The organism is Anaerobutyricum hallii DSM 3353, assembly GCF_000173975.1.
Taxonomy (GTDB): domain Bacteria; phylum Bacillota; class Clostridia; order Lachnospirales; family Lachnospiraceae; genus Anaerobutyricum; species Anaerobutyricum hallii.
In genome coordinates this window covers 149104-166858 of the sequence record NZ_ACEP01000064.1, presented here as the reverse complement: position 1 = coordinate 166858, position 17755 = coordinate 149104, and the positions used below count along the sequence as shown (strand labels likewise).

The following is a 17755-nucleotide window of genomic DNA, read 5'->3' as shown; positions in this document are numbered from 1 at the left end:
AAAAACGGCCGCAAAAATAAGTATAAGAAAAGACTCCGAGTAACTATTTTATAGACATTTTACTCTGCTAAGAGCTTTTTGGCAAGACGTACTGCATCGGCTGCATCTGCAGAATATCCATCTGCTCCGATTTCATCAGCAAAACTCTGTGTCGTTACCGCTCCGCCAATCATCACTTTCACGTCAAGATGCTCTTTTTCTTTTAAGGCAATCGTATCTTTCATACGCATCATTGTTGTTGTCATCAATGCAGATAACACGATAATTGACGCATTATGTTCTTTTGCTGCTGCAATAATTTCATCGGCAGGAACATCTTTTCCAAGATCAATTACATCATACCCATAGTTGCGAAGCATCAGGGCAACAAGATTCTTTCCGATATCGTGAATATCACCCTCTACTGTAGCAATAATGATTGTCGGCATTTTTTCCTGTATGCCGCCTTCTTTTAATAGCGGCTCTAAATATTCTACCGCCTGTTCCATTGTATTCGCACTGGAAATAAGCTGCGGCAGGAAATATTTCTGTTTGTCAAATAACACTCCTACTTCATTGATCGCAGGAATCAGCAAACCATCAAGAATTTCTCCTGGCTTTGTTCCTTTAGAAAGTTCTTTTTTTACAACATCAACGATTCCATCTTTATTTCCCTTTAAAACCGCCTCAAATACTGGATTTTTCTTAATATTCCCATCTGCCTCCCCGACAGCTGCATTCTTTTCATTCGGCTGTTTTTCTCCATTTCCGGCTGTCTTTGCTGCTTTTGCAATTGCAGCTTCTTTTAAAGGTTCCATCCGCTGAATCTGTTCAATATAGGCAATATCAGAACCTTCTTTATTGCGAAGCAAATCAGAAGCAAAGGAAATTCCCATTAAAAGCTGATTGGATGGATTCGCAATTGCCATCGTAAGTCCACTTGCAATCGCCATTGAAGCAAAAGCTCCGTTCACATATGGTCTCTCTGGTAATCCAAAGGAAATATTAGAAAGGCCCATTGTAGTACAAAGTTTTAAATCTTCTTTACAATAACGGATGGTTTCTAACGTTTCTAATGCCGCATTTTTATTTGCTCCAACTGTCGTTACTAATCCGTCTACAATAATCTGATTCTTAGAAACGCCAAGTTTCTTTGCCTTTTCTAAAATTGTATTAATAATTTCTTTCTTTTCTGCAAGACTCTTTGGCAGCCCCTCATCAGAGAGTGGAAGAAGAATAAACATTGCTCCATACTTTTTCGCCAAAGGAAGAAGTTTTTCAATTTTCTCTGTTTCAAGAGAAATAGAGTTAATAAGAGCACGTCCCGGATAAGCGCGAAGTGCCGCCTCCATAACTTCCACATAACTTGTATCAATACAAAGAGGAAGGCTTGATACCATTGTTACTTTAGAGATAGCCTTTAACATCATCTCCTTTTCATCAATACCGTTTGTTCCCATATTAATATCAAGGATATGTGCCCCCATTTCTTCCTGCTGTTCTGCCATCTCTTCTACAAGGTCAAGTTTTCCGGCACGAAGTTCTTCCTGCAGTTTTTTCTTTCCGGTTGGATTGATTCTCTCACCAATAACAAGGAACTTTCCGTCAAGAGCGATTTCCTGACTCTTTCTCTCTGAAGCAAGCATAATTGGATGTATGTTGCATGGAGCTTTTGTTGTGAGGCCCGAAACTTTTTCAGTAAGCATTCGAATATGTTCTGGGGTAGAGCCACAGCATCCGCCGATGAGTCCTGCACCTGCTTCAATAAAAGCCGGCCCCCAGGAAGCAAACTCTTCTGGTGTCATCGGATATACCGTTACGCCATCCTCTAACACAGGGAGTCCTGCATTCGGCTTTGCAAGAATAGGAACTTCGGCATACTCTTTCATTTTCTTAATGACAGGGATCATTTCTCCCGGACCGGTAGAGCAATTCACACCGATAATATCTGCACCAATGCTCTGTAACACAACAACTGCTGTGACTGGGTCTGTTCCATATAAAGTTCTTCCATCTTCCTGAAAAGTAAGAGAAGCGATAACAGGAAGATTGCACACTTCCTTAATGGCAATAACAGCTGCTCTTGTCTCAGCGAGACTCATCATCGTCTCTACAACAAACAGATCAACACCAGCCTCTAACAAATACTTTGCCTGTTCTTTATAAATATTAATTAAAGCCTCAAGCTTCATCGGACCTACCGGCTCTAAAGCCACACCAGTCATTGTCATGTCTCCGGCCACAAGAGCCTTATCTCCTGCTGCTCTTTTACTAAGGCCAACTAAGCGTTTATTAATTTCCTCTGCGCGGTCTGCCAGTCCATATTCTTCTAGCTTAACACGGTTTCCAGAAAAGGTAGGCGCATATAAAATATTGGTTCCTGCCTCCACAAAAGACTTTTGCAAATCAATTAACTTATCTTCATTTTCAAGGATCCATTCTTCCGGGCATACTCCCGGTTTCATTCCAACTTTCTGGAGATTTGAACCGGTCGCTCCATCTAAAATAACCGGTTTTTGTTGTATCATGGTATAAAGTTCTTCTGTCTTCATTTTTTGTTTTCCCTTTACTTATATTTATATTTTCTTTATGCTTATTTAACTTATTCTTTATTTCAAATTTTTCTCAACTGGTTTTGTCTTAATCCATTTTTTCAAATTTTTTTATGATGCTGATTGATTTTTCTTTTTGTTATCTCAAAAGCACCGATTATACATATTCTAATATTGACTTAACCAGAGAAACTCTGTTAAATGGTGTCATAAAATAAAATCCTGCCCCGATACCTTTCCCCATCTCAATAATCTGTTTTGAAATCTCAATTGCCGCTTCCTCAAATTCTTCTCTTGAGGCACCTTCTTTATATTTTGCGACCACTTCATCCGGCACATGAATTCCCGGCATCTCATTTTTGATAAAAAGTGCATTCCTTCTGCTGACAAGCGGCATGATTCCGATTAAAATCTTTGCTCCTGTCCTTTCTTTTAAAAATGTAAGACGCTCAATTCCCTCTTTATCATAAACCGGCTGTGTAAGGAAATATCTGCAGCCTGCCTCCATTTTCTTAAGCATTCTTCCGGCAATATTTTCAGGACTCGCCCCGTTCTGATTCAGCGCACCGCCATAAAAAATCGTATCGTCCTTAAATACTTCCTGATTCATGCTCTGTGCAAACTTCATAAGACGGATGGAATTAAAGTCAAATACACTCTTTGTAAACTCCCTGTCTTCTCGTGCTACCGGGTCTCCTGTCACAAACAGATAATTGCGAATACCGCTTGCGTAACTTCCAAGTAATCCACTACGGATTGCAATCCTGTTTTTATCACGACAGGAAAGATGCGGCATCACATCCATTCCTGTTGTCATTTTTATTTTTGCTGCCATCAGAGAAGCATCCGCTCTTGAACGGGCGAGCGGAGAATCTGCAATCGTAATGATATCTGCCTTTGTAGAAAGCAGCGCCTTCGCACCATTAAGCAGCTTTGTATCATCTGTATCAAATGGCGGGTCAAGTTCCACAGCACAAACAAGTTCTCCCATTTCTAATTTCTGACGAAATGTATTTGTTACCTGCTTTTCCTTTATAGCCTCTTTCTGTTCTCCTGCCTGTGTGATGTGTACAGCTGCTTCTTTTCTTTTTTGTACTCGCTTTGTCACATCCCCCCACACTATTTTTGTTGGAATCTTAACAGCACCTTCTGTTTTCTTCGCCTGAAATACCGTTTTATAAATTTCTCCAATATATTCTGGAGTTGTGCCACAGCAGCCACCAAGAACCTGCACACCCAATTCAGAAATTTCTCCAAGTTTCTCTCCAAAATAAGGCACGCTGTCCGAATATACTGCATGGCCTCTAACAATCTGTGGATAGCCACAGTTTGGCAAAGATGTGAGAACCATATCCTCCGGCACACCAAACTCTTCAATGTAACTCTTTAAAAATTTCTTCATATGAGCTGCACCAACACCACAGTTTAAACCAGCTCCATCAAGGAGTCCACTCTGGGTAGCCTCCTGCAAAATCGTTTTATAATGAAAACCAGTACGGCTATATCCCGTTGGTGTCAATGAAAACTGACCGATAATAAAGGCTTCCGGACAACTCTTTCTGATATATTCTGCCATTTTTAAGACATACTGCGTATCCGGAAATGTTTCTAATACAAAAATATCAGCACCAGCCTCTAAAAAGCTGTCACATATTTCATAATACTGTTGTAAAATGTCTGCCTCTTCACTGTCTCTTTCTTCTAAAATAGGGCCGATATCTGCCGCTGCAAATATCGGATATTCCTCTTGATATACTTCTTGCGCAGTTTCTTTTGCCAATTGGTAACCCGCAATGATTAATTGTTTCAATGTTATATTTTCAAACGCTTCTGCCTTTGCCTGTGTCAAAGACAAGAAAGTTCCTTCATTCGCCAAAAAAGTATTACTTCTTAAAAGCTGCGCCCCATTTTTCACATAACTTCTATGTATTTCTCTCACCAACGCAGGATTCGTAATATTGGCTTCCTCAGAGCAGATGTAATTTTCTTTTTCTATAGAATCAAAATACGTTCCCATCGCTCCGTCTGTTAATAGTTTATGATTTTCTAAATATTCCCGTATATTCATCCTCATTCATCCTGTTCATAAAACGTTTTGTTGAATCTATAATAATTCCATATAATACATCAGAAAACCCATTATACTATCGTTATCCTATGGAATTACTATACATTGTCATAGTTACAAAAAATCCTGTAACTTCTGTCGGGGTAAAATTACTTGTCGCAGCAGCTACAGGATCTATGTCATTAAATTTCTGTTACTTTACCTTCATACTCAAGTAGCAATCTGCCTTTCATTCCACAGGCAATTGCAAGCTTTCTCATACAGCGCATCATAGAGCGGTTATCATCTACCCCGTAACGGTCAATAATATCTACATATTTATCAATCGCATCCATCGCACTCTTATCAGAAAGATAGAACGTCTCGATAATCTCTTCTATATTACTTCTCTTTGATGTCGTAAAATATAACAGTGTAATCTGAAGTCCAGTAAAGACATTATATAACTCTCTGTTATAGTCTGCCATTCCAGATTTCAAAAATGCGTACAAATCACTCAAACGCATCGTATCAATATCATCAATATGCATATCATAGCTTCTTAACTTATTCTCTACATCAATATCCATGATAATAGAGCTAATCATCATCGCCACCTGAAATCCATCAATATCATTTCTACTCTTCGCAGTTAATACCGGTGCGTTATTACTCATCTGCTGACAATAAATAATATCACGAATCAGCGCATTTTCAAAGAGGTTATCTGCTAAAGTATTATCTACTTTTACAATAAATTCTTTCTTTCCGGTATCCATTGCAACCGGACGGCTGCAGTCTTCCTCATTCTCCGGATCTAACTTTACGATTTTAATCGGATAAATCAGTCCTCCTGTAATGTCTTTATAAATGGCTTCTGTCTTTTCAGAAAGCACTTTCCCTAAAATTTCCATTATTGTTCTTCCTTCCTTCGTATCCTGTAATAAACTTCTCATATTTTAACAAAATACTTTCTCTGATGCAAGGAAGATTTTTGTTCTCCCCCTTCCTTCCTCTGCTATTTTTTACTAATATCTATCCTCTTTTCTCCCATAATACGCTTCGGCCCGTCCAGATATCTCATTATAAAATGCTGCCTCAGCCGCATAACGATATGGATTAATAAAAATAAGTCCTATTCCAAGCGTTAATATTCCAATAATATACCATCCAATAAAGCTGAATCTTAAACAAAATAGTTCCCATTTATGCTTTTTCATAATCTGTTTCGATGCTTTAAATGCCTCGTGCACTGTAAAGTCTGGTCTTTCCTCAAGAATATATGGCACCATCGCATAAGAATATTTTGTGATAATTCCTGGCGCAATCAGCAAGACATATCCCAGTGACAGAGCAAAAAACAATGTAATCTTTGCACAAAGCACTCTCCACCAATCAGACATTCTGCTCCCCAGACGATAGATTCCGTTCTTTCTTCTGTCTAAGAGAGCCAGATTAAAATCAATATAACCAAGACGTATTACTCCTCCAATAAAAAAGTAAATCAATGCTATGATTGTCGTACCAAGAAATAAAATTGGATAAAATCCCGGAAGGAATTCAAGAAAATAAACAAGGATAACCGCCACTAAAACATATCCTGCAATAAACAAAAAAGAGGACGAAAAAACGCCAAGCCATCCTGCTGCAAATCCTGCTGCAATCGCCTTCATCCAATTTCCTTTCAGCGCATCCCGCGCAATCTCTTTATACATACCTGAACCTAGTTTCATAAATAAAATCCTTTCATTTGCATCATACGAAAAAACCCTATATTTGAGCATGGTAAAAGCAGACTTCATATAGTACAGAAAAAAGCCATCCATTCACAGGACAGCTCTTTTTTCCGTATACACTTGTGCAATTAGATATTCCACATCTCTTTAATTCTTACAAGTTCATTCAGGGTCATATTCATGAATGCCTCGTTCTTTGGATTATTGCTAAAAGCGTTCGTCTCTTTGCGGTATGTGATTTCTTCTGCGACATCTTCTACCGTAATTCCCTTTTCTTTTAAAATCTGTGCTGCTTCATAACCTCTCATAGTAAGCCTCCCGTTTTATTTAAATAAAATTCTGTATTCATTATAAAACAATCTTTGCAAATAATCCACCCTTTTTATATATTGTGAAATCTATTTTGATCTTTCGCATCTTCACCTGCACCAAAGCCAAGTTCATCATATTTAGACTTTACTTCTTCCCATGGAAGTGTATCTCTCTCTTCTTTTAAATAGGAAAGAATATCTGCAATCCCCTCACCTGTATAGGCACTTGTATAAAAAATCTTCTTACAACCAGCCAGTTCAAGCCACGCCGCTGCCTGTGCCGGCTGCGCCGCCCAGTGATCAATCTTTGTCACAACACCCACGACTTCTCTGTTACAGACTGGTGTAAGATTGGGTGAATATAAGGAAAAGGGTTCTGTTGCATCCATCAAAAGTCCGATAACATCTGCCTCCGCTGTAAAAACAGCCAATGCTGAGATCAGATTCTTTGACTGGAGATATTCTCCTGGAGTATCAATGATAACATCATAGTGATTGACATACTGTGTTTTATGGTAAGTAATTGTATTCCCCTTCATCGCCTGGGTCAAAGTAGTCTTGCCTGCCTCGCTTCGTCCGATAAACATAATTTTTCTCATAGTATCTTCCTCTCATCCGCCTGTAATCAAACGATTATACTATACCATAAGGGAAGGGGGGATGTAAACTGCTGAGTGATTTTGGTCCTCTCCGGGGGATGTTTGAAACACGCTCTAGTTTGTTTAAGAGTTATTTTATTTTGATTGATTTTATTTTTGAGTATGCACTATAGTAGGTGTGTCCTTTGACTGTTTTTGAACAGCGGACTTTGAAGTAGTATTTTTTCTTTGATTTTAGTTTTTTTACAGTAGCTTTTCCTTTGGATGAGTTTATTGTTGCGGCTTTTTTATAGCCTTTGTTTTTCTTGGTGGAATAATATACTTGGTATTTTACGCCGTTTCCTTTTAAATTCCATATAATCTGTGCCTTTTTCTTTGCAGAAGATTTCACTTTTATTGTAGGGGTGCGTAGTTTTACAGGTGCTGGTCTGGTATTATTTTTTGCTGCAGTTGTCGTAGGTTTGGTGGCTGATGTGGCTGGTTTTTCCGTGGATGTTCCTGGATTGTTATCGCTTGATGAGGTAGTTTTCATGGCAAAATTGATATCTACTGCTCCATTTCCCATCGATTGTTCCTGTATCGGCTGCCTGCCATATCTGATACGTTCCTTTGTATGTACATGCTGCTGAATTATATTGTGCTACCCACTTATTCCACTGACTAAACTGGCTGTCCGTAAGAAATGTCTCAAAATTACTCTTATTAGAATAGATACCTGTCTGGTATCCTTCTGCTTTCACTTTATTTACAAAGGTTGCTGCTATTTTCCCTAACTGTTCTGCTGTCAATTTATTCAAAACAGCTTTTTCTTCGATATCATAATATACCGGATACGCTAATGTATGGCCTTTTATCAGTCGAAGTACATGCTCCGCCTCACTTTGCGCCTTTTTTACTGTATCGGCATAGGAATATAAATATACACCATATGGAATATTATTCTCCTCACACCCTTTTACATTATTAAACCACTGTGCATCATCCTGTTTTGTCTGATTCATCCCAAATCCACAGCGAATAATGGCAAATTCCACACCATCCTCTTTTGCTTTTTTCCAGTCAACCGTTCCCTGATGGTGACTAACATCAATTCCCTTTGCAACAGCTCCTTCAATTACGCTTCCATCGCCGCTATAATACTTTCCATCTATCTTCTTCCAGGCATTCGGAGAAAGCGTAGAAAATGGTACTGCCTTTGCGATTGACTGTCCATTCTCATAACGGAAACTATTTGCCTTATCTCCTGTCTCTTTTGCATAAAGTGGCATGCCAGAAGTGGCTACTATAATAAGTGTAAGTAAGAGTGCCACTATCTTACCAGATATTTTGTTTTTCATTACATTCTTTCCTTTCATTAATAAGTATCTTGCATTCTTCTTTAATCATACTACAACACCTTATTATGGTAGATATTTTTTTTACTCTTCCATCCAAATATTTTAAACTGTGTTTTATTGCTCTTATTCCATATCTTTTTTCACTGTTGTAGTTCTACTTCCTCCTCCGTCCCATCTGAACATACCGTTCCTGTATAGGAGTATGCATCCGAAAATACAAGATTTAAATAATAAAAAGCACAATCACTTTGGATGGGCGGTGTATCCATCATCTCAGGTACTCCTTATGGAGTGTGTCGGGAACCATTTCCGACCTCAAAATAATCATGCTCAGTATTACTATATTCTGTTATATTAACAATATACTATATTTTTTTTACATTGTCAACGGACATTTCTTTTAGTCTTCCGCTGTATAAACGTCTGTTAAGCTTGGATTCCTGCACCTCATACATTGTTGAAATATATAGATATTGCCCCTCTTTTTCTAACTTCACGCCAAGTAAAACATTCTTTGAATACTTTTTTACAAACTCTATGGACTTGTCCTTTTCATTAGGATTTACTCCCACGTAGTCTGGATTTTCCAAAATATCAGGAATATCATCTATATATTTTAGACAATTGAAATGTTTACGTTTAACCATATGTGCTGGCAATCCTGTAGAACGATATATATCTAACTCTGCAATATCAATGTCTAATATTTTATTATATTTAAGATCATATTTACCTACCTTTATCAATTCTCCGCTCATATATCTCACCCTATTATATGTTTTCTAACACTATAATATCATGACATTTAAAAGCATTCCAGTAGTTTAATCAAATTCTGATTGCCGCAGGCAAAGGAGACGCTCCCAAAGAGAGAGCATACCCTATATTTGTGACTTTAGTCGCTGCAGGTTGAATGTTCGCTTAACCGCTCGCATCCAACCTTTGCTCCGAGGCCACAAATATAGGGTATGCTCTCTCTTTGGGAGCTGTCTTTGGCTGCCTATGCAAACTCAGAATTTATTTTGAGAAAGATTTGACGGGATGCACACCATTTATCTTCAGGAGTTCGTCTGCTCCGCAGCCTCACAAATCAGGACTTTAGAATAATCCTCCGATTTTGAGGAACAATGGTGCAAATACCAATGATACAATTGTCATCAGCTTAATAAGGATATTAATAGAAGGTCCTGAAGTATCCTTGAATGGATCACCTACTGTATCACCAACTACTGCCGCACGATGTGCTTCGCTTCCCTTTCCGCCGTGATGTCCATCTTCAATGTATTTCTTCGCATTATCCCATGCTCCACCGGAGTTTGACATGAAAATCGCGAGCATAACACCTGTTACTAATGCACCGCCAAGAAGTCCGCCAAGCGCATCAGGTCCAAGTACAACGCCGATAAATACTGGTGCAAGTACTGCCATAACACCTGGGAGAAGCATTTCTTTTAATGCTGCCTGTGTAGAGATTGCTACGCAGGATTTATAATCTGGCTTTCCTTTTCCTTCTAAGATTCCAGGAATTGTTTTAAACTGTCTTCTTACTTCTTCAATCATCTTATATGCTGCTTTGGATACAGAATCCATTGTAAATGCGGAGAAGAGGAATGGAAGCATTCCACCTACAAACATACCTACAATTACTTTATAATCTAATAAGTTGATTCCTTCTTCGAATAATCCAACTGCCTGTGCGTAAGATACGAATAATGCTAATGCGGTAAGGGCTGCAGAACCGATAGCGAAACCTTTACCCATAGCGGCTGTTGTGTTACCAACGGCGTCTAATTTGTCTGTGATGTTACGAACTTCTGATGGAAGGCCAGACATCTCAGCAATACCACCAGCGTTATCTGCGATTGGACCGTAAGCATCTACGGCTACCGTAATACCTGTTGTGGAGAGCATACCTACTGCTGCCAAAGCAATTCCGTAAAGACCGCTGAAAGAATATGCCCCAATGATTCCGATAGCGATTAAAATAATCGGAACGGCTGTGGACTGCATACCTACGGCAATACCACTGATAACTGTTGTTGCAGGACCAGTCTCAGACTGCTGTGCGATTTTTTTAACAAAACGGTAATCTCCAGACGTATAAATCTCTGTGATTACACCGATTAAAAGACCAACAACAAGACCAAAGATAATCGCGATAGCTTCTTTGAATCCGTTGAAGAACATTTTGCTTAAAATTAAAGAACCAATCATTACCACGATTGCTGCAGAATAACTTCCGTATTTCAATGCCTTGTGCGGGCTGGAATTCTCATCACCCTTTACGAAGAAACATCCAATAACAGATGCTAATACACCAAGTGCTGCAATAACTAATGGGAAAATAGCTCCGCTCTCTTTTGCGTAAACAACACCAAGAGTGATGGCAGATACTAAAGACCCTACATAAGACTCAAATAAATCAGCACCCATTCCGGCAACATCACCTACGTTGTCACCTACGTTATCAGCGATAACAGCTGGGTTACGAGGATCATCTTCCGGGATACCTGCTTCTACTTTACCTACGAGATCCGCTCCAACGTCGGCAGCCTTTGTATAGATACCGCCACCTACACGGGCAAACAATGCGATAGAAGAAGCTCCTAAAGAGAAACCAGAAAGAACATCCGGATTTTTTGTCAGGATATATACAACACCTGCTCCAAAAAGTCCAAAACCTACTACACACATACCCATAACGGCACCACCGGAAAATGCGATAGATAAAGCTTTATTCATTCCGCTATCTTTTGCCGCTGCGGCTGTTCTTACATTCGCCTTAGTCGCAACGTTCATTCCGATATAACCGGCTGCAGTGGAAAATAATGCTCCGACTAAGAAACATACTGCAGTTACCCAGTTACCGATACCAATACCAATCAGTACAAATAATACAGCAACAAAAACGACAAGAATCTTATATTCTGCAGTAAGGAAAGCTCTTGCTCCCTCATGAATAAATGCTGCAATCTCCTTCATTCTATCTGTTCCTGCATCCTGTTTTCCTACTTTTTTTGTAAGATAAAACGCAAAAAGCAATGCGCAGATTCCAAGAACCGGTGCAAAATAAATCAAACGTTCCATACTCATCCTCCTATAACTTATTTTTCTTCATGAAATGTTAATATCATTATCCAAAAAATGCTTTTGTTTGTAAATGTTTTTTATTGTTATAAACAAGAATATTGACGGTTTTTCTTGTTTTTTGGTTACTTTTTTAAAAGTTCCACACATATTTTTCTACCTTTTATGTATTTTTTCTCAAAAAGTATCTTTTTTAGCAATTAAAATTTACCTTTATCTTTTCATTTGAAATCATATTTTTTCTTTATATATATTTTCATAAATACAAAAGAAAGTTTATTTATAAATTCTATTTCTGCATTCGAAAATAACTTTTGCTCCAACAGATATATATATCATAATCTATAGAAAAGTTCATCTGAACAAATGCACAAAAGCGCTTCGTAAACGATATTCATCAAGCTGAAACAAACTACTACTTAATGCCTATAGATATTTTTGATTTTTCTGAATAGGTGCCCATTGCAGGCTGCACTAACCGCACAAAAAAAGGAGATTCATCTATAGCACGCTAAAATACAGAAAAATATAACATAAAAAGATATTTTTCCATAATTAACCCTATGCCAAAGATAAACCCCCATTTTCATTTGTATAAATACTAATAATTCTCTGCTATAACGTGTTTAAAAAATGTTCTGGCAGATTTTTCAAACACGTTGTAGGAAATATATTAAAAGTCCAGATAAAAGTTACGTCATTCATTAACATTACAGCGCATGAAAACATATCTGAAAATACTTTGAATTTATTTTCTTACCTTGATGTGTACTTCACGAAGCTGCATTTCGGAAACTTCATTTGGAGCACCACACATAACGTCCTGTGCATTACCATTCATAGGGAATGGGATAACCTCACGGATATTCTCCTCATTGCGAAGAAGCATGATCATACGGTCTACACCAGGAGCCATACCTGCGTGTGGAGGTGCACCATACTGGAATGCATTATAAAGCGCACCGAACTTTTCTTTTAAGTCTTCCTCTGTATATCCGGCAATTTCGAAAGCCTTTACCATGATATCAAGGTTGTGGTTTCTTACGGCTCCGGAAGAAAGTTCTACACCATTACATACGATATCATACTGATAAGCAAGTAACTCTAATGGGTCTTTTGTTGTTAACGCTTCTAAACCGCCCTGTGGCATAGAGAATGGGTTGTGAGTGAAGATAATCTTCTTCTGTTCTTCGTCATACTCATACATTGGGAAGTCATTGATAAAACAGAAACGATATGCATTCTTCTCTAATAAATCAAGACGCTGTCCTAATTCGTTACGAAGCTGTCCGGCATAAAGTGCTGCCTGTTTTTCCTTATCGGCGATGAAGAAAATGGTATCTCCTGCCTTAAGGCTAGCAATCTCACGAATCTCTGCCTTCATATCATCAGGGATAAACTTATCGATTGGTCCCTTATAGCTTAAATCTTCTTTTACTTCTAAGTAACCAAGTCCACCCATTCCAATCGATGTGGCAAACTTAAGAAGTTTCTCATGGAAACCTTTGGACATCTTATTGGAAACCTTGATAGCACGAACAGTCTGTCCGTGGAATGGCTTAAAGGTACATCTCTGGAAAAAGTCTGTTACATCTACGATACGAAGTGGGTTTCTTAAGTCTGGTTTATCAGAACCAAACTCAAGCATTGCCTGTTTGTAGCTGATAACTGGATAAGGTGCTGCAGTTACAACACTTCCCTCTGGTGCAAATTTTTCAAATGTTGCTGTAAGTACTTCCTCACCTACACGGAATACATCTTCCTGTGTTGCAAAACTCATCTCAAAGTCTAACTGATAGAACTCTCCTGGAGAACGGTCTGCTCTGGCATCCTCATCACGGAAGCAAGGAGCAATCTGGAAATATTTATCAAATCCAGACACCATAAGAAGCTGTTTGTACTGCTGTGGAGCTTGTGGAAGTGCATAGAACTTACCTTTGTACTTTCTGGATGGTACGATATAGTCTCTGGCCCCTTCTGGAGAAGAAGCACAAAGAATTGGGGTCTGAATCTCTAAGAAGCCCATGTCTGTCATCTTCTGTCTTAAGAAGCTGATTACTTTAGAACGGAAAATCATGTTATCTTTTACTTTTTTATTTCTTAAATCAAGATAACGGTATTTCAGACGTACATTTTCATGGTTTTCTTTAGAAGTCATTACTTCAAATGGAAGCTGTTTATATACCTTTCCTAGCATATCTACTTTATGAGCCTCTAATTCAATGGTTCCTGTAGGAATCTTTGGATTGTAAGTCTCCTCATCACGGTGCTCGATCACACCCTCAAGAGAAATACAGTCTTCCTTGTTAATTCCCTCTAATAAAGTAGTATCTCTCATTACAACCTGAAGAACACCATACATATCTCTTAAGTCAATAAAAGATACTCCGCCGTGGTCACGGATATTCTCTACCCAGCCTGCCACACGGACAGTTTCGCCAACGTTTTCTTCGCTAAGCATATCAAGAGTCCTGTCTCTGTAAATGTTTGCAATATTCATTTATCTAAATCTCCCTTCTTATAATACAGCTTTTCATCATATTTTTATCAATTAAGTGGGTAACAAATACAATTCATTTCCTATCTTAGAGGTAGGAGTCTTCTTGCTGAAAAAGAATAAAGTCACAATTTCATTCTCAAAGGAAATCTATCTTTCTTCTTTAATAGCCCACAAGATAAAAATCTTATGCAATAAAAAACGTCCTGAACTAAAACTAGTTCAGGACGGATTATTCCGCGGTACCACCTGAATTACTGCCTTATGAAAAGCAGTCACTCAAAACCAACTTCTGTCTAACGCACAGTCACGGCGCACCTACTAAGGAATCTGCCTGTGTCCGTATTGACAGATTTCGTTCAGATTGCGGCTGGTAAAGTGTTATTCACAGGAATTCATTCTGCAGGGTTCTCAGCTATCCCCACTCTCTGGAAGCGATAATTCCCACTACTTCTCTTCGTCATCGCCTTTACATCAAATCTTAATCAGTCTACCACAGCTTAAAAAAAATGTCCAGAATTTTTTTGAAATATATTTTATACCTCAAGAGGATTCTTTATTGCATACTCTAAGGCTTCCACAAATGCATTCGTCGCTGCCCGGCAGGCAGATTCCGTTCCCGCAAGAACCGCTCCACTGGAATTCGCATGTGACGGCGGATACCAATATCTTGCCACGCGGGTATTGCCTGCCTTTAATGCTTTATCTAATGCATAGTTTGTCTCAATCGGGCCACCAACAAGATAGGCATAAGATTCGCCAGGCTTAAGCTCACACCATTCCTGAAAATACTTTCCCGGTCTTGGAATCGTCTGTGCATAAAATGCGGTTCCCTCATCCCCGTCAAAGTTACAAAGTTCCGAATGATTCTCGATAAAGTCTCTTACATATCGAAGTCCACTCTTCACATCTTCTACCTTCGGTCCGGAAAACAATACAAATACACTGCCGCCGTATTTACTCCAGGAGCATGTTGTTCCTCCATAGTATGTTTCTGCGTGAATCAGCTTGATATTTGCCTTTTTGCTGGCATCATCCACTGCCAGATAACCAATATCATCATTATCTGCCGAGAAAAATCCGACACTCGTATGTCCTTCCGGTATATTATACACACGCGCAAACTCTGGTGTCACATTCGCAATGACTTTCTGGCTGAGCATATGCGTTTCCATTTTTACAATTTTCATAAACAAAATCCTTTCGCTTCCGACAGAACTTTTATTATCATTTTAAACATCACAATATTTTCAATAATCATTCTAAATAATGTATTCTGCCTTTTATAACACCGTATCACTTTAATACCTGATTACATTCATAACACTTATATGCATATCATGTATGTAACATAAGCAATATCCTGCTCAATCACTCAATATCCATTGGGTGAAACGCACAATACTCCACACCCTCTGCGAACGCCTCAACTGCAGAGCGGCATGCCGATTCCGTTCCATATACAATCGCGCCACCTGTATTAACACGGGAAGGAATCTCGGATAATTCTGCAATCTTCACATCGGCTGCTTTTAACGCTTTATCCAGTCCATACATACTCTCCACCGGTGCAGATACAAGATAGGCAATAGAAGTTCCCTCACTAAGTCCCAAAGACTCCTGATAATACTTTCCGATCCGTGGTACATAATCCACATAATAGCCAAGTGTCCCCTCTTCATTTAAAGAATAATTTCCCGACTTATTCTCTATATAATCCTTTGCATACTGAAGTCCACTCTTCACATCTGCAACTTTCTCGCCGGAAATAATCGCCGTAATCTCTCCGCCATATCTGCTCCACGAATAATCCACTCCGCCATAAACCGTCTCAATCTGAATAACTTTAATCTTGGCTTTCTTAGTCGCATCATCCACTGCAAGCCACATAACATCCTCGCAGTCTGCCGAAAAAATAGCCATGCTCTCATGATTCTCCGGGATGTCATAAATCTTTCGATACTCTTCCGTAATCCGTGGAACAAGCTTCTCCATCACTACATGGGCATCAATCCTTCTTTTCATTTTGCCCTCCTCATTTCATTCACTTTACGGTAAAATAGCCTTCTACCGTTTTTATTTGTATTTTACCACGAAATTGCCATACTGAACATAAACTATTTTTTACTTTGCCTGTGAATTTCTGTTCTTTGGTTCTATTTATTTTTCTACTTTTCTTCTTCAATTCAAGAAAAAATAACAGAATCTCAAAACAGCTTTTATCAGAATACATTATTTAAGATTCAAGAATGTCCCAGCATTCTTGCTGTGAGATGCGCGTCATGCAATGCATGACATACTTCTTCTGTGATAAAATACTTATATTTTACTTCATACAACAACATTTACTTATCACTGTACAAATCCTTAAGCACCTGTCTTGCATTTTTCTTCTGGTAACCATCTGGGTCGCTTATCATCTTTCCCTTTCCTGCTCTCCAGCGGAACTGTGCATAATCCGTCAGATAACTCTTATCTTTTTTGCAGGATGGATATCTCTTATACCAGGATGGATAATATTTCTTCATATACTTTTTGGCAAGCTTTACTGCCTCGCTGTTTGTTCGTCCCTTTTTATCTGGGGTTCCAGACAGGCGTACTCCTGCCGGACTCGAATGCACTAAAACAACACTGCCATCTGCACAGCTTCCCACAACAATATAGATATGCGTAGGTGAACTCATAATATCCCCCGGTTTCCAGTCCTTTACCGCTATCGTCTTTTTATAGGTTCCCCAGCCGTACTTTGCATAAGTAGATGCTGCTTTCGATGCCTTTGTAACATAACCCTGACCCTGTTTTCCATTTTTTGTTTTATTTATGTTGTATACACTCCATCCAACAAATCCAGAACAATCCAGTCCATTTCCAAATGCAAACCTGTGCTTTCTATAATTATAGCTTGCTTTCTGCTTTGCACAAAACTTCCTCCAGCTCGCATTCAGTCCAATTCGCAGACCGTCTGTACCTGCCCCGGTATCTGCCTTATTCCAGCCACCGCCCCAGATATACATGGTAGAACCTACAGGAGCAAGTGCCGTTGTCAGAAAATTTTTAATCGTAGAAGTTGAGTTTTTTGCTACCGTTGTTCTGGCAACCGCCCCAAAAGAACTATAGATACGCTTCTCTTCGCCATTCTTCTTGTATATTTTATATGCCCTTACTTTATATTGGTATACACTCCCTCTTTTCTTATTTTTAAAGACAAGCTTACATTGCTTTGTCGCCCTTAACTTCAGGAAAACATTTTCTTCTTCCGTTTTTTCAAACACTTCATAACCATCCGCTCCCTGCACTGATTCCCAGGAAAGTACCACCTGGCCATCTACTCCATTTGCCAGCACACCAAGAGGTTTCCTTAAACTTGTTTTTGCCATCGCATCTGCTCCCCGTCCCAAAAATAATATTGATACTATCAATATCCATGCTATGTATTTCTTTTTCATCATTACCTTCCTTTCCTTTTCTCATCCATGGTAGCATAGAGCATTACACAATTTCAACAGTTATCCGACATCCCACAAACATTTTAATAAAAGAACAAATTTCTTGCCCTTTTCAACAAATTTTTTCTTAAATTTCTCCTAAAAATGTGTTACAATTTATTACA

General features: G+C 38.8%; 15 protein-coding genes and 1 other annotated feature. All 15 genes read right to left on the bottom strand.

The features are described 5' to 3' along the window. Nucleotides 1–59: 59 nt before the first annotated feature. Nucleotides 60–2531, bottom strand: a complete 2472-nt coding sequence (locus tag EUBHAL_RS06315) for a homocysteine S-methyltransferase family protein (RefSeq protein WP_005346648.1) — start codon at nt 2529–2531, stop codon at nt 60–62. A gap of 157 nt (nt 2532–2688) precedes the next feature. Then, nucleotides 2689–4599 carry a bifunctional homocysteine S-methyltransferase/methylenetetrahydrofolate reductase gene (locus EUBHAL_RS06310; protein ID WP_022170465.1) on the bottom strand — a complete coding sequence of 637 codons (1911 nt, stop codon included), beginning with the start codon at nt 4597–4599 and terminating at the stop codon, nt 2689–2691. 182 nt (nt 4600–4781) lie between these two features. Next, entirely contained in the window at nt 4782–5534 is a 753-nt protein-coding gene (locus EUBHAL_RS06305) for a hypothetical protein (RefSeq protein WP_005346645.1), read from the bottom strand. A 72-nt stretch (nt 5535–5606) separates the two neighbouring features. After that, complete coding sequence (locus tag EUBHAL_RS14745; protein WP_167534392.1) at nt 5607–6311, bottom strand: DUF975 family protein; 705 nt, start codon at nt 6309–6311, stop codon at nt 5607–5609. A 131-nt stretch (nt 6312–6442) separates the two neighbouring features. After that, the gene (locus EUBHAL_RS06295; RefSeq protein WP_005346642.1) at nt 6443–6622 is read right to left on the bottom strand and encodes a hypothetical protein; all 180 of its coding nucleotides are present in this window, start codon (nt 6620–6622) and stop codon (nt 6443–6445) included. Between the two features lie 74 nt (nt 6623–6696). Then, on the bottom strand, nt 6697–7224 hold the full coding sequence (locus EUBHAL_RS06290) for a EutP/PduV family microcompartment system protein (RefSeq protein WP_005346640.1): 528 nt from the start codon (nt 7222–7224) through the stop codon (nt 6697–6699). Nucleotides 7225–7354: 130 nt separating this feature from the next. Next, nucleotides 7355–7789, bottom strand: a complete 435-nt coding sequence (locus EUBHAL_RS14740; protein ID WP_135960912.1) for a hypothetical protein — start codon at nt 7787–7789, stop codon at nt 7355–7357. After that, a complete protein-coding gene (locus tag EUBHAL_RS06285; protein WP_167534391.1) occupies nt 7731–8561 on the bottom strand; it encodes a glycoside hydrolase family 25 protein in 831 nt (276 codons plus the stop codon). The genes EUBHAL_RS14740 and EUBHAL_RS06285 overlap by 59 nt, the downstream gene beginning before the upstream one ends. Nucleotides 8562–8701: 140 nt before the next feature. Continuing rightward, nucleotides 8702–8833, bottom strand: a complete 132-nt coding sequence (locus tag EUBHAL_RS16340) for a hypothetical protein (protein WP_005346636.1) — start codon at nt 8831–8833, stop codon at nt 8702–8704. Nucleotides 8834–8926: 93 nt separating this feature from the next. Further along, nucleotides 8927–9319, bottom strand: a complete 393-nt coding sequence (locus tag EUBHAL_RS06280; RefSeq protein WP_005346634.1) for a PBECR3 domain-containing polyvalent protein — start codon at nt 9317–9319, stop codon at nt 8927–8929. A 340-nt stretch (nt 9320–9659) separates the two neighbouring features. Continuing rightward, complete coding sequence (locus EUBHAL_RS06275; RefSeq protein WP_022170705.1) at nt 9660–11648, bottom strand: sodium-translocating pyrophosphatase; 1989 nt, start codon at nt 11646–11648, stop codon at nt 9660–9662. A gap of 748 nt (nt 11649–12396) precedes the next feature. After that, nucleotides 12397–14148 (bottom strand): aspartate--tRNA ligase, encoded by a 1752-nt coding sequence (gene aspS / locus EUBHAL_RS06270; RefSeq protein ID WP_005346630.1) that lies wholly within the window; start codon nt 14146–14148, stop codon nt 12397–12399. Nucleotides 14149–14365: 217 nt separating this feature from the next. Beyond that, nucleotides 14366–14618 (bottom strand) — a binding site (T-box leader). A 63-nt stretch (nt 14619–14681) separates the two neighbouring features. Then, on the bottom strand, nt 14682–15335 hold the full coding sequence (locus EUBHAL_RS06265; RefSeq protein WP_005346629.1) for a BMC domain-containing protein: 654 nt from the start codon (nt 15333–15335) through the stop codon (nt 14682–14684). A 181-nt stretch (nt 15336–15516) separates the two neighbouring features. Further along, on the bottom strand, nt 15517–16170 hold the full coding sequence (locus tag EUBHAL_RS06260) for a BMC domain-containing protein (protein WP_005346628.1): 654 nt from the start codon (nt 16168–16170) through the stop codon (nt 15517–15519). A 320-nt stretch (nt 16171–16490) separates the two neighbouring features. Next, nucleotides 16491–17594: a hypothetical protein gene (locus EUBHAL_RS06255; protein ID WP_135960911.1), complete on the bottom strand. Its 1104-nt coding sequence runs from the start codon at nt 17592–17594 to the stop codon at nt 16491–16493. Nucleotides 17595–17755 lie beyond the last annotated feature (161 nt).

What these genes read in the sequence shown, in the direction of transcription:
- EUBHAL_RS06275 (WP_022170705.1), bottom strand. Translation starts at nt 11,648, where the DNA reads ATGGAACGTTTGATTTATTTTGCACCGGTTCTTGGAATCTGCGCATTG.
- aspS (WP_005346630.1), bottom strand. Translation starts at nt 14,148, where the DNA reads ATGAATATTGCAAACATTTACAGAGACAGGACTCTTGATATGCTTAGC.
- EUBHAL_RS06290 (WP_005346640.1), bottom strand. Translation starts at nt 7,224, where the DNA reads ATGAGAAAAATTATGTTTATCGGACGAAGCGAGGCAGGCAAGACTACT.
- EUBHAL_RS14745 (WP_167534392.1), bottom strand. Translation starts at nt 6,311, where the DNA reads ATGAAACTAGGTTCAGGTATGTATAAAGAGATTGCGCGGGATGCGCTG.
- EUBHAL_RS06310 (WP_022170465.1), bottom strand. Translation starts at nt 4,599, where the DNA reads ATGAATATACGGGAATATTTAGAAAATCATAAACTATTAACAGACGGA.
- EUBHAL_RS06280 (WP_005346634.1), bottom strand. Translation starts at nt 9,319, where the DNA reads ATGAGCGGAGAATTGATAAAGGTAGGTAAATATGATCTTAAATATAAT.
- EUBHAL_RS14740 (WP_135960912.1), bottom strand. Translation starts at nt 7,789, where the DNA reads ATGGGAAATGGAGCAGTAGATATCAATTTTGCCATGAAAACTACCTCA.
- EUBHAL_RS06285 (WP_167534391.1), bottom strand. Translation starts at nt 8,561, where the DNA reads ATGAAAAACAAAATATCTGGTAAGATAGTGGCACTCTTACTTACACTT.
- EUBHAL_RS06305 (WP_005346645.1), bottom strand. Translation starts at nt 5,534, where the DNA reads ATGAGAAGTTTATTACAGGATACGAAGGAAGGAAGAACAATAATGGAA.
- EUBHAL_RS06260 (WP_005346628.1), bottom strand. Translation starts at nt 16,170, where the DNA reads ATGAAAAGAAGGATTGATGCCCATGTAGTGATGGAGAAGCTTGTTCCA.
- EUBHAL_RS06265 (WP_005346629.1), bottom strand. Translation starts at nt 15,335, where the DNA reads ATGAAAATTGTAAAAATGGAAACGCATATGCTCAGCCAGAAAGTCATT.
- EUBHAL_RS06295 (WP_005346642.1), bottom strand. Translation starts at nt 6,622, where the DNA reads ATGAGAGGTTATGAAGCAGCACAGATTTTAAAAGAAAAGGGAATTACG.
- EUBHAL_RS06315 (WP_005346648.1), bottom strand. Translation starts at nt 2,531, where the DNA reads ATGAAGACAGAAGAACTTTATACCATGATACAACAAAAACCGGTTATT.
- EUBHAL_RS06255 (WP_135960911.1), bottom strand. Translation starts at nt 17,594, where the DNA reads ATGATGAAAAAGAAATACATAGCATGGATATTGATAGTATCAATATTA.
- EUBHAL_RS16340 (WP_005346636.1), bottom strand. Translation starts at nt 8,833, where the DNA reads ATGATGGATACACCGCCCATCCAAAGTGATTGTGCTTTTTATTATTTA.